9 protein-coding genes are annotated in these 13995 nt (G+C 35.8%); 3 read left to right on the forward strand and 6 right to left on the reverse strand.

Annotated features, from left to right (window positions below; all coding sequences use genetic code 11):
• Positions 1-235: 235 nt before the first annotated feature.
• Genes pseI through ACJML3_RS03180 form a run of 5 tightly spaced genes read right to left on the reverse strand, consistent with a single transcriptional unit; the run spans position 236 to position 5486 of the window.
• A complete protein-coding gene (pseI, locus tag ACJML3_RS03160; protein ID WP_406020543.1) occupies positions 236-1255 on the reverse strand; it encodes a pseudaminic acid synthase in 1020 nt (339 codons plus the stop codon).
• Between the two features lie 9 nt (positions 1256-1264).
• A complete protein-coding gene (htpX, locus tag ACJML3_RS03165) occupies positions 1265-2152 on the reverse strand; it encodes a protease HtpX (protein WP_219936970.1) in 888 nt (295 codons plus the stop codon).
• A gap of 12 nt (positions 2153-2164) precedes the next feature.
• Positions 2165-3544 (reverse strand): hypothetical protein, encoded by a 1380-nt coding sequence (locus tag ACJML3_RS03170; RefSeq protein WP_406020546.1) that lies wholly within the window; start codon positions 3542-3544, stop codon positions 2165-2167.
• Positions 3544-4677 (reverse strand): bifunctional chorismate mutase/prephenate dehydrogenase, encoded by a 1134-nt coding sequence (gene tyrA / locus ACJML3_RS03175; RefSeq protein WP_406020548.1) that lies wholly within the window; start codon positions 4675-4677, stop codon positions 3544-3546. Before tyrA ends, ACJML3_RS03170 begins: the two co-directional genes overlap by 1 nt.
• A complete protein-coding gene (locus ACJML3_RS03180) occupies positions 4677-5486 on the reverse strand; it encodes a VacJ family lipoprotein (RefSeq protein ID WP_406020550.1) in 810 nt (269 codons plus the stop codon). The genes tyrA and ACJML3_RS03180 overlap by 1 nt, the downstream gene beginning before the upstream one ends.
• A 279-nt stretch (positions 5487-5765) precedes the next feature.
• On the opposite strand from ACJML3_RS03180, the gene ACJML3_RS03185 reads away from it, so the two are divergent.
• The 3 genes from ACJML3_RS03185 to ACJML3_RS03195 all read left to right on the forward strand — a co-directional run bounded on the left by ACJML3_RS03185 (position 5766) and on the right by ACJML3_RS03195 (position 12499).
• Positions 5766-7394, forward strand: coding sequence for an AAA family ATPase (locus ACJML3_RS03185; RefSeq protein WP_406020552.1), 1629 nt, complete (start codon positions 5766-5768; stop codon positions 7392-7394).
• 246 nt (positions 7395-7640) lie between these two features.
• A complete protein-coding gene (locus ACJML3_RS03190) occupies positions 7641-12107 on the forward strand; it encodes a hypothetical protein (RefSeq protein ID WP_406020554.1) in 4467 nt (1488 codons plus the stop codon).
• Positions 12108-12115: 8 nt separating this feature from the next.
• Positions 12116-12499, forward strand: a complete 384-nt coding sequence (locus tag ACJML3_RS03195; protein ID WP_288135673.1) for an EscU/YscU/HrcU family type III secretion system export apparatus switch protein — start codon at positions 12116-12118, stop codon at positions 12497-12499.
• Between the two features lie 118 nt (positions 12500-12617).
• Here the strand turns inward: ACJML3_RS03195 and ACJML3_RS03200 are convergent.
• A partial coding sequence (locus ACJML3_RS03200) for a penicillin-binding transpeptidase domain-containing protein (protein WP_406020556.1) occupies positions 12618-13995 on the reverse strand: 1378 nt, incomplete at its 5' end.

The following is a 13995-nucleotide window of genomic DNA, read 5'->3' on the forward strand; positions in this document are numbered from 1 at the left end:
ATTCCACTTAATATTTTTAGATTCAATCATGATATAGTCCATTAGTATATATTATGGACTATGATACACCCAAAATGAATTTTTGAAAAGAAAAATCCTTAAAAATCAGTGGGGAAAAATTTATATTTAGGGAATTTGTGAGGAAAATCACCCCTGTTAGATACTAGGGGTGACGGAGTTTAGGATTGAATCAAATCAACAATGATTAAATAAGAACTTTAGAAGTAAAAAAACTCTACTCAAAATTCTCAGATCTTAAAGGTATACCTGATGGTAAATCAACTTTTGCCTTTTTTCCTAATACCTGTTCAAGTTGATAAGGCTCTAATCCTAAAGCAGGTCTTACAGATTTAACCATCTTATCTGTCAGGATTTCACCTTTTTTTATCTCTTTTACAAGATAGATTGAACGTCTTCCACCTCTTGCAGCTATATCTTCATCATGTAGATGAATCTCTTTTACTCCAAGTGCTAAAGATACATTAGTACAGTCCTCAACTAGTTTCTTTAAATCAGAAACATCCATTGAAAAAGCACAGTCAACACCACCTTTAGCTCTGTCATCAGTAAAATGCTTTTCAATCATATCTGCGCCTATTGCTGTTGCAGCAATATCAAGTTCATCACCTAAAGCATGATTTGATAATCCTGCTTTACAGTTGTATCTTTCCTTTAGATATGGAATTGAATTTAGATTGAAAAGCTCAGGAATAGCTGGATATCTGCTTTCACAGTGAAGTAATGTCAGATCACTTATACCTCTTGATCTTACAATCTTAACTGCTCTATCTATTTCTTCTTCATTTGCAAGGCCTGTGGACATCACCATTGGCTTTCCCTTTGAGGCAACATAGTCTATAAGGCCAGTGTCATTAAGCTCATATGATGCAATCTTGTAAATAGGACAACCTGCTTGCTCAAGACAATCTACGTCCTCTTTTGCAAATGGAGATGAGAACAGCAAAATACCATGAGCTTTTGCATGAGCAAATAGTGGTTTCATCCACTCACGAGGTGTTTTTGCCTTCTTATAAAGCTCATAATAGCTTTGACCTCCCCAGAGACCACCTTTTAGCTGAAACTCTGGTCTGTCAGAATCAAGAGTAAGACTATCCTCTGTATAGGTCTGAATTTTTACCGCATCTGCACCTGAGTCATGAGCCAATTCCATAAGCTCAATTGCTCTATCAATTGAGCCATTATGATTGCCCGACAATTCAGCAACAATTACAGGACCTTTATGTTTTGCTTCCATACTTTCTCCTTATATTTCCTTGAGTGCAGCTATTCTCTTATCAAGTGGTGGATGTGACATGAATAATTCAGACACTGTTGATACACCATTAATGCAAAGAGCCTGCATATAGGACTGTTCTTCTTTTTTCTCTGGCTGAATTCCTCTTTTGAGTGCTTCAAGTGCGCTGATCATGCACATCTTGCCAGACAGATCTGCAGAGAATGCGTCCGCTTTGTATTCTCTGTATCTTGAAAACCACATAAGGATCATAGTTGCAATAAGACCGAACACCATCTGCATCAGAGAATTAATTAGATAGAAAGATGCTCCTCTTGCAAAAGAATTTCTTGAATCTGAGTTTTTCTGCATTGCAGATACGATAATCTGAGATACGATAAATGAAAAGAAATATACAAAGGTATTTAATACACCCTGCAACAGAGCCATGGTCACCATATCACCGTTTCTTATATGACCTATCTCATGGCCAAGTACACCTTTGATTTCAGTTTCACTCATTGAATTTAATAATCCGGTAGAAACTGCAATAAGAGCACTGTCCTTTGTTGCTCCAGTTGCAAAAGCATTTGGATCTGCAGATGGATAAATGCCAACCTCTGGCATTTTTATACCTTCTTTTGCGCACAGTGCACTAATAGTATTTAATAAAAAAGCTTCTTGTGAATTCTCAGGATTAGTAATGCACTTTACCTTGTAGGCTGTTTTACACATCATCTTTGACATGAAAAGAGAAATTACAGAGCCGACAGTTCCCATGATCATGCACAAAAATAAAAGTGAGTAATAACTCATGCTGTCAATATGAACTGAAAACAGGTTCATTAAAACAGAACTTACAATACCAACTAACAGCACAACAGCAAGCTGCATTCCTAAAAATAAAGCTATACGCATAATCTTTTTCCTTTACTGAATCTCACTTTGGATATTTTCATCAAGATAACTTTCATCAGTAAGAATTTCGTCATCATTTTGTGTTTCATCAGATGAGAAATCCATTTCTCTATCATTGAAAGTTACTTTTTTATCCTTAAATACAAAGTGTGTTTTATAAAAATCGTTATTTCTTGAAATAAGTGAATTGTTAAGCATTATATTAAAGGATGAGAGATACTCTTTTGAAAGATATTCATCTATGAGCTTTTTCTCACTCTCAATATAAAAATCAAGATAAGCATCCTTTAGCGACATATCATTACTGAAGAATACCTTCATAAAACCTGAGGTACGGGCTTTTGCACCATTTAATGAAAATGAATAATCCTTAACATACATTTCTATTGGATTGCTAAATGCCAAAGGAAGTTCATTATATTCACCAAACTTTAAAATCTGTTCTAGCTTTTTTAAGTTAAACTGACCGAATTCAAATGATGTATGCATATCATTAAAGTCATATCCTTTAACGACTTTATTCTCTTTCATGTAAGGGAATGCAAAACTAAGTGAATTATTAAGATCAATAAAAAGTGAATAATTGCCAGAACTCTTATTTAAAAGCTTTGTCTTCAATGAAACGTTACTTAGGTCAATTCTGTCCCTAATTGATTTATCCTTTACTGTATCCTCAGGTTCAAAGCCTATAAGATAAAGTGTTGATGAATCTAAAAGTAATTTTTTAATATCAATTTTTGTAGCATCTAATGAAAACTGTTTTGATTTTCTGTCTATATTTACCATCTGAGATACTTTCAGATCTTCAAGTAAGGCTATGTATGCTGGACGTGCATTGTACAGTTTAGATGATTTGCACTTTATACCATCTGTTTCATAGATAACATTGACTGAATTTAAGGAAGAATTTTTTGCATACAGTTTTTGTGAGCCGACAGAACAGACACCTTCTGAAAGAGGATAGTCAAAACCATCCACTTTTACATCAAAAGAGCCTTTGAGAGCAACAGGATCAAAAGCTGCAGATCCTGCAATCTTTAAGGACGGAATATTATAGGCTTTAAGAATTTCATCAAGATTTCCCTTATGGCTTACAGAGTTAAACTGCGCACTTACACCATGAAGCGAGAAATCAAGATTAAGATCAAAACAAAGCTTAACAGGACCTAAAGGTGTTTTCCTGACATTTACAAATAAAAGTCCGTTTTTTGAAAAAACTGTATGTGCCTTTGATTCATAAAACAGCTCAAGCTTATTCTGTTTGTCATTAAACTTTTTTAGTGCCTGGTTTATTTTATTGTCAAACATATAGCTTGCAACTGTTGCACAAGATATACAAAGAACAAGTACAAAAAACAGAAAAGCAGTAAGATATTTTATGAATTTTTTCATCAGCTTCTTTCATCCTGCAGCTTAGCAAGAATTGAACCACTCTCCTTAAAGGCAAGTTGAGCAAAATCAGAAAAATACTCACGCACATTCAAAAATGCTTTTGTAAAACCTTCATAATCTCTGTTTTTTACATACTCAAGATCCTGCCTTAAAGATTCAACAAAGGCTTCAATCAGTCTTAAATTATCTTCTGAAGACATTATGATATCTGAATACAATCTAGGATCCTGAGCAAACAGACGACCAACCATCATTAACTCGAGACGGTAGATTGGGGAAGATAAAGCTATAAGCTTGTTTAAATCTGGAGAAATTGTCTTTAAGAAATTTCCATAACTGAAAGTTGAGAAATGACGAAGAGCCTGAATAATACTCATTGCTCTATCATGCTCTAAAGCAGTACATTTGCATATCTGAGCTCCCCAGAGTCTTAGCTGTTCTACTAAAAACTCTGATGCACTCTCATCTCTTTGAGGGACAGTTACAACAACCTGTTTTATAAGGCTCTTGACATCAGGTCCGAACATTGGATGCAATCCAAGAACAGGGCCTTTGTGATATTTCATCATCGCATCAACAATAGGACCTTTAACAGATGTAAAATCGCAAAGGATCTGATCTTCGCGTAAAAGAGGCGATAACTGTTTTATTACATCAACAGTAATATCAATAGGTACAGAGACAATAACAATTTTTGCTGTCTTCAGATATTCAGGAGCCTTGTCCCAGCCTCTGTGGCCAAATGAAAAAACCTTATAACCAGAGTTTTCAAAATAGGTTGCAAAAATTCTGCCCATGCCACCGTTACCACCGACAATAACAACATCGCCAGGTGTTTTAAGTGTTCTTGGATATGAAAATGTAGTATTTGAATTCAGTCTGTAACTTTCTCTTAGAACTCTTCTTAGAATATCTGTTACAAGACCTTCAGGAACAGAGCTCTCCTTTGCAAGAGATTCACCTCTTTGAAGCACATAACTTTCACGACTTTTATCAAAGGCAGGATAATCTGTATCTTTTTTAATTTCTGTAGCCTTAGCTACAAGGTCGAGTCTTTGTTTTAAAAGAGATACAAGTTTTGCATCAATTTCGTCAATCTGCTCTCTTGTTTGTTCAAGCTCTTTAATGCTCATTATTCATCAATCTCGTCTAGATAATTTTCAACGTTTTCATCTTTCTTGTTTTCAACTGCTGCATTAGGGTCAACCTTACCCTGTGCATACATAAGATAGGTAGAACGTGTTGTTGCATATGGATCAACAGACTTATCAACCATCTCCTCATATTCAATGAGTGAGGCTCTAGCATCAACCATATCTACAGCAGCAAGTGCAAAGCCTGCAACAGGATCTATAAAATAATATGGCCAGTTATCAACACCTGATGCATGTAAACTTCTTTCAGTTTTAGGGCCTAAACCAGGAACCATAAGATATGCACCCTGATCAATTCCAGCTCTGCCCATTACTGTATCAAAGGACATCTTCTTCTCTTCAAGTCCCATGTGCTTTGCAACATCAAAAAGACCTAAAACGCCTATGGTTGAGTTTATTGAGAATCTTGCAAATGATTTTGATGAATCAGAAAATTCACCTAACATTAGATTGTTTGGTGCACTTACAAGATCTGAAATATTTGAAAAGAAATTATGTATACCGCTTCTTGCAAATGAAGGCAGTTTTCTATATCCATGAGCAACAGGTCTTAACATATATCTGTCAAGAATCTCATAATTGGTTTTCCATGGAAGATCTCTATTGAACTTCTCAAATGAGTCAATACTGTTTCCAGGAAGCACGCTAAGACCATAACTGTAATCACTATGGCTTGCCTTTACAGACAAAACTCTTGGAGACATAGGTGAGTAAGAAGAATGAGAAGCTAATGCACTCTGAGTAAAAACAAAAGCTCCTGCAACCAGAGCAAAAATCTTAATATTCATAGTGTTAAATCCTTTCTATTTGCTTAATTCTATCATGTAATTGCACGCATACACTCAGATCGATAATACAAATCAGGAAAATCTTCAAAGAAAATACGTAATTTGACATGATTCTGATATATACCAATAATTCTTTTAAAATTCGGAGCACAGCTCCTGTAGCCGTTGAGCAGTCAATGCTTGTCATTGAACTTATCTTTTATCTGAAGTTTGTCCTAAAATTCAGAAAACGTTCAACTGTTAGATCAGTTATAATACAGGTATGATAGGAGATTTAAGATGAAAACCATAAGCAATTCAGGCTCATTTATAAATTTTTATGAGAATGACAGGATCTATATAGATAAAACTGAGACTATCTATAATCTTTTAAAGACACAGGATAAGATTTTCATCTCCCGTCCTCGCAGATTTGGTAAATCCTTAACTTTAGATACTATAGGCACACTGTTTGAAAAAGGTGTTGATCCATATTTTAAAGATACCTGGATTTATGACAAATGGACTGAGCCTACCTATCCTGTTTTAAAACTCAGTTTCTTAACTTTAGGAACTGAATCACTTGAGAGTTTTAACAATAAATTAGTATCTCAAATATCTGTATTTGCAAAATACATTGGTGTAGTGAACTATATTGAATCTGCAGATCCTGACTCATGCCTTAACAGTCTGTTATCAGAACTTAGAAAACAGAATAAACAGATTGTAATTCTGATTGATGAATATGACTGTCAGCTGACAGCCAACATCAATAATAAAGAACTTTACGAAAAATTCAGAACGGCACTTAGAAACATCTACGGAAGTCTTAAAGATCAGGCAGCAATCAAATTCCTTGCGGTAACAGGAGTTACAAGACTAAAAGACACCACTATCTTTTCAGTTGGCTCTGATATCAAAGACATTTCAAATTACTCTGAGTACTCACAGCTTATTGGCTTTACAAGAAATGAGATAAAGAACTTCTATATAGATTATCTTAAACTTGCTGCATCATATGAGAATAAGGTATCTGTAGATAAAGTAACGGATACTCAGATAGAAGATATGCTAGATAAACTGGCCTACAATTATGATGGCTACTGTTTTGATGAAAGAGGAGTAAAAAAAGTATTCTCAACCTGGTCAGTCAACAGTTTCTTTCAAAAAGTCATAGCAACAGAGGATGTAGTGTTTGGTGACTACTGGTATGACAATGGTGGCATACCATCAATTCTTGCAAACTATTTAAAGTCTCATGAACTAAATGCTGTAGATTATCTTGATAAAAACAAGGTAGTCACTGTACCAATTGAACTATATTCTAATCCAACATCATTACTTGATATAGATCAGAATGTTCTCATGTGTCAGACAGGATATCTGACTTTGCGTTCATCCTTAACAGATGGTGCATTTGGTGTTTATCTTGCTATACCAAATTTTGAAGTCAGAAAGTCACTAGCAAAGCTCTTAAAATCTAAGTTCTTTGACTCAAACACAATTATGGCTCTTTCAATGGATGTAAAAGAGCTGTTCAATAATGGCAGTTATGATAACATCATTGAAAGATTCAACGCAGTTCTAAACTGTATTACCTATGATAACTATCCTGTTATAAATGAGTCAGCCTTAGTAAATTACCTAAATATCTATTTAACTGCTGTTGGCATACCAACAACAATTGAGAATCATACCTCCAAAGGAAGAGCTGACCTTAGCTTAGAACTAAAAGATAAAAGGATCATCTTTGAGTTCAAATACGCAGACAATGAGTCTGATGTTAAGACAAAACTTAATGAAGCCATAGAGCAGATTAAGACACGTGATTATGGAAACATTCTTCCACAAAAAGAACTTATAAGAATTGCAGCTGTATTTAATGCTTCACCTACTGTCAGATCTATTACAGTGTTCAGCTGTTTGTAAATACATTAAGTTAATACAGAGTAAGCCACTCATTTTACGGCATATAGATTATTCAGAGGCTTGTGCTTTTATACACACTTGTACACGAAGCCTCTACAATAATGGTATTTTGTCAACACTTTTTACGAACAGAGCTTTAAAATTTAGCAGTAAATCATTAAAAACGTGAAGTTTTAAATATCTTAAACACTGATATCTCTGATAGAATAAGAGTAATAGTGAGTGTAACTTTTTATAATGTCTCAAATGGATAGTTTAGAAGTAGATTTAAAATCACAGGCAGCAAGCAATGCTGTCTCAAATACAGATTCTAACAGGAGTGATGAGGGTCAGAAAGGAGCTAGCGTTAATATAAACGCAACTTCTAATTATTTAAGCATCATTTCAAGACACAAAGGTCTTCTAACAGAAAGCCATGCAAGAACTTTTACTCAGCTGCAAGGCTCATTAAATGGTTACATCACTGATCAAAATTCCATAGAAAATGCACCTTATGATGCAGACAGTGCACAGATAGGCCATTACAGAAAGCTTACTGTTGCTGTAATAAACAGAGATCCTGAATTACAAGAAAAAGTAGCACAGGCTTTATCCACATCAAAGACATTAGTTCGCTCTAAAGATGCAAGCTCTGTACTTGAAACAGATCTTAAAAAACTACCACAACCTTTATCAGAGGGTACTGCTGCAGGAAAGAATCTATCAAAATTCATCTGCCAGAGCGTTGTAAATCTTACAGATTCTCAGAACATGGGAGCAGGTCTTCAGCGTGACCTTGCCATAAGAGATGTTTATTTACCTGAAGAAAAACTGTCTTTAAGACAGAATCAGGCTACATCTGAAGCTTTAAATGCATCCATTGCCTACGTAAAGAGCAATCAGCCTGAAATTCTTGAAAAGCTTGATAAGGTACAGACTATTAATAAGATTGTACCAGGAAGCACCAAGCCTCAAATAATGACTAGATATCTAAGACAGGCTCTTGATGAATTCCCAGAGGATTCAACCTATCTTGATATCTTTAAGAAAAATAAGGAAAGTGCTTCTTCAAAAGAAAACGAAACAGAAGTTCCTGATGAGATTTCAAAAGATACCTCAAAGCGAATTCGTGAACTTATCATGAAGGCTGCTCAGAGTGCTAGAAGAGGCAATCTGATCCCCCCATCAAAAGATGCTCAGAGTAATACACAATCAGTAGCTCAAAGCGTAAAAGATACTGAAACTGCAAAGGCTCAGACACAGAATATAAGCCGTGCTGAAGATAGCAGTGTTGATGCATCAAAACTGTCTTTATCTGAATTATCTGCAAGAGCTGCAAAGCTTCAGGCTCAGTTCAGAGAAGAAAGACAGCGTATTGTAAATGAAGGCAAACTGCCAGATCCTGCACCTAAAGTAACTCCTATTCAAGAAACAAAACAGATTGAGATTGCTGAAAAGACACAGACTGTAAGTGCAAAACCTGCTATTGATAATTCTGTTAATGCTCTGAGTGCTGACGATATCAAGGAACTAGCAAGACAGGCTGTAAAAGAAGCTATTGCAGAAACAATAAAATTATCTCTTGAGCAGACAAAGAACAGTGCTAAAGAAGCTGCTACAGAAGCTGTAAGCGAGCTTAAATCATCACTACTTGAACAGATTGCAAAAAACAACGATCTTGTAAAAGAATCTACAAGTCTTGCTGTAAAACAGGCTTTAAGCGAAACATCACAGATAAAGGGTGCAACTCAGCAGGCTATTAATGAACTTAAAGCTGCAATGCAGTCAAAGATTGATGAGAGCAACAACTCCTTTAAGGAAACCCGTCAGGCTGTATTAGAAATTCAGAAAAATGTACAAGAACAGTTAGCTACAAAAGGTAGCGAGAATATTGATACAAATGTACTAAAAGAACTAAAAAATACTTTTATATCTGAACTTCAGGATACAAAAGAACAGGTTAAAGAAGCATTCAAGCAGACTGTAAAAGATCAGATGCTAGCATCTGCAAAGAATCAGCTAGATTCTGTGTATCAGATAAAAAATATTGAAGATACCAAGGATACATCTGAATACAGTCATGACACAAAAGTATCAGACTATGCCAAAACAAGTCTGAATGCTGCAGCAAGAACTCTGTCGCCATCTACTCTGTCTGAATCTCTTCACTCTGATGCTGTTCAATCAGAGATTATGCAGAAGACTAAAGAGTTTTCAGAGCATGAGGAGCTTTTAAATAAAGCTTCAGATACTAAAGTAACTGATGATTTAACAGATGCTGATATAACTGAAAATCAGCAAAAGTCTGTACAGAATGAAAAATCAAATTCACAGATTGAAGCTGATGTAAATGAAGAGCTAAAGGATGCAGATGAGACTCAGAGTGTTAAAAAAGACAGCAATGCCAATGAAAAAGAGAAAATTGCTGCTAGTGATAATACACCTGATGACAGTACAGAACCTTTAAAAGAAAATCAGATAAACGAAAAAACAACAATCGTTCATGATGATAATGAGCCTTCTGTAAATCAGAATATCAGTATTGATAATTTGACAGCTAGACTGATTGGTGCTGTAGATAACAAAACTGATACTGCACAAACAGTAAAGGCTAATACTGATTCATTGAACAGACTGCAGTCTTTATATACTGCATCTTTTGATAATGAACAGATAAAGCAGCAGACTCAAACTGCAAATACAGTACAGAATAATAATGCAGCTTCAGCTGACAGCACAGTTCAAGATGGCAATGAAGATTTAGCAACTATAAAAAAACAGGTTCAAAATTCAGCAGCAAAGAGTGAACAGACATCTAATACTCAGCCTCCTGTTGATACACAGGATACTGCTGATGATGTTACAAATGAATCAGCAAAGATACATGTACAGCAGAACACTCAAATGGAAAAAACTAAGAGTGCAACTGATGCAGCTGTTCAGGCAGATAACAAGATCCCTGTAAACAATACTTTTGAGAACAATTCTCCTGTTTCATATACAGAAGAAAATTTCTTTGACAATAACAATACATCAATGCGTGTTGTAAACCCATTTAACAATACAACTACCACTATTGATGAATCTGCATTTTCTAAGATTGAAGGTAAACATAACAGCTTCAACTTAAAAAACATGCCAGAATTTAATGCATCCGTTTCAGATGCAAAGACCACAACACAAAATACAGATCAGGATCCGCCTTTTGAACTGTACAAAAGCACAGATCAGCAAGGTGATCTTGAATATGCAAGCTTAAAAAAGCCTTCAATATTTACAGCAGATAAACCATTTACTACAAATAGCTCAACACAAACAGCACAATCTCAAAAAACAGTTGCTGAAAATGCAGTAAAGAACAACAGCATTTCAAGTACTCCTGAAAAGGTACCTGAAAATGCAAACAACTCTGCTTTAGATGAAGCTGTAAAATCTGAAAACACAAATATTCAGCAACCTGATGCAAAAAACAGATCTGCTGATAGTACCGCCTTTGTTGATTCAAGAAACAGTAGCAGAATTACAGAGTTCAGCACCAAAATGCTTCTTGGAACTGTACCTTCAAATGAACTTGAAGATAGTGTTGTTCCATCTGATGTTAAAAACGGTTCTGATAGTGAGTTTTCTCATATAACAGCTAAAAAGACTGATAGTATCGGTGAAGAGCTGAAAATAAGTGCAGCACCTGAAAAAACTGCAGGAGCTGCTGCTATTACTCAGGGAAACGAAGAGCCTATTCCTGAACAGAGCGTAGTAGAGAAAGTTGATGAAGTAAAAGAGAAATCTTCACTTCTGTCAAAACTTTCATCCTTATTCTCATCAAAGAAAGCTAATAAGGTTGAAGTTCATACTGACAGTGCTGTAAATCCTGAGAATATGACAGTAACTTTAAACAGTAATTATCCAAAAGGTTCTCCTTTAGATTATTTTACTAATGCATTAAAAATTCAGCTGTCTAATACTGCTCTACCACAGAAATTAAGGGATGAAGCAAAGAATCTTTTAGATAAGTTATCAGATCCTGTAAACGATCTGCCTTCTGTATCAAACTGGTTAAACTTCACTCAAGGACCAATGTCACCATCTTCAACACAGGCTCTTGCATTGCATCAGTGGGCATTTATGCTTCTTGCAATCAGATTCAGTCAGCTTGGTAAATCAGTTGATTCTTTCTTGAAGAAAACTGTTGATCTTGAGGATGATGCTGCTGATTTTGATCATGAACTTTCAAAGGATGCTGAAAAGCTGTTAAAAGAAGAAAGCAAGCATACTGTAAGTTCACTTATCGACAAGACATTTGAGCAGATTAGCAGAATGCAGAATCCTAACAGGGACAATCTTCCTGTTATGTTCCAATATGTACCTCTTCCTCCTAATTATGATGGAGGAAAAGAAGGTGGTTTCAATGCTTATCCTGTCGTTGAAGAGGACGGAAAGAAAGCATGGCATCTTAATTTCGTATTCGATTTAAAAGATGTTGGTGCCGTTGAAATCAAAGCTGTTGCAAAGATGCCTGAAATCAAGATTGCAGTTATTGCAGAAAACATGCAGGGACTTGAAAGAGTTCAAAGTGAGTTGCCAAAGCTTCAGAAAACACTGCAGGATATTGGTATCACTACCCGCTCTGTAAGCACAAGACTTGGTACTATACATATGAATAACAGTCAGGAGAACTCATTTAGTGCAACTGACAATGGCAGAAAACTCAATGAAACATTCAGCGTTGATGCCTAGGAGATTGTATGGAACAAAACAGCAGTAACGACAATGAAAATAAAATAAATGTAACTGATGAGGAGATGTCATTTAAAAAGACATATGAATCAGCTACAGCGGCTGTTGCCATTTCCTATGGCAAGGAAAGACCATCACCATTTGTAAGCTCTCTTGGATATGAAAGTAAGGCTCAGGCTATCATTGAAATGGCAAAAGAGCTTGGAATATATGTTCATAAAGATCCTGCTCTTTTAAATCAGCTTAAAAATCTCAAAGAAGGCGAAGACGTACCAAAAGAGCTTTTTGAAATCATCGCTGTAATTCTTTCTTTTAGCTATATACTTCAAGGTAAGACACCAGATACCTATAAAAGACCTGATGGTAGCACTGCTGTTAATACCAACGCTTAATAAAAAATGCAAAGTTAAGCAAGATATAATTCGCAGAACTTATCATCACTGTAAGTTCTGCAATTTTATTTTTCTTTTACAAACTCTTTACCAAGATTCTGAAAAATATCAGATTTCATCAGTTAGACAAAGGTGAAAACGGAACCGGTGTATACTCAGATCCTACTGAGAATGCACAGTCTGTTTTCACATAACGGATCTTATCTATTCTTGCAGGAAGATAATTGAGATTTGGGATAAGACACTCATCTGATACGATATTACCCTCCTGATTGAAGTTAACAAACTTGATACCATCAGGTTTATTAAGTTCAAGTGAATTTACACCGCGCTCTGTTAGGAATCTGCCATATACACGCATTGCACCTGAAGCACCGAAAAGACCTGTTGACTTGTTATCATCAAAACCAACCCAGGTTGCAACAACCTGATCTGAATCAATACCTACAGTCCATGAATCACGATTGTCATTAGTGGTACCTGTCTTTGTTGCAATATTCACATTAGGGAAGAGTCTTCCGATTCTTCTGCCAGTACCAATCTTAGTTGCCTGCATCATAACATAAAGTGTCAGATAAGAATCTCTAGGATCAATAGTTGTTTCAAGTCTTGAATTAGATCTTTCATAAACAACCTTTCCATCTTTAACAACTGTTCTTAATGTAGTCAGATCCTTATATGCACCATCTGTTGCAAGGGAAGAATAAATCTGAGCAACCTCAAATGGTGTCAGTTCTATGGTTCCTAAGAACAGTGACGGATAGTTTGGAATTCTGTTATCTTCTAAACCAACATTCATAAGAGTCTGACGAACATTGTTAAGGCCTACTCTCATACCGATTTTAACTGTTGGAATATTCATGGAACGAGCCATGGCAACATATGTAGGTATCAGACCGTGAGTCTGTTTATCATCGTTCTTAGGCTGCCAGAGTTTTCCGTTTGAAAGTCTTATTGAAATAGGTACATCATTTACCATAGTACCTAAATGAATTCCGTTATGGAATGCAGTCAGATATACAAATGGCTTTATAATGGAGCCTACCTGACGACGACCTTCTAAAACTCTGTTAAAACCGGCATACTGTGGAGTTCTGCTTCCTACAACAGCTGACACCTCAGCAGTTCTCCAGGAGCTTACTACCATAGCAGCCTCAAGGCCTTTGCGTCCTGTTTCTCTTTCAATTGCACTAAGCTCTTTTTCAACAGCATTTTCTGCTGCTTTCTGACTTTGAGGATCAAGACTTGTAAAAATCTTGATACCGTTACCAGACAAAAAGTCAGGGCCGAATTCCTTTTTTGATGCAATTTCTTTTTTAAGAACACCCATAAATGCAGGGGTCTTCGAGTAGTTCATTGAACCACGCTTGATTACACCTAATGGTCTTGCACTGTACTGCTCATATGCTGTCTGTGTGATGATATTACGCTTTTTTAAGACAGATAGAACAACATCACGTCTTTCAAGAGCTTTCTCAGGATGTCTCCATGGATCG

It is taken from the genome of Succinivibrio sp. (assembly GCF_045124615.1).
Classification (GTDB): domain Bacteria; phylum Pseudomonadota; class Gammaproteobacteria; order Enterobacterales; family Succinivibrionaceae; genus Succinivibrio; species Succinivibrio faecicola.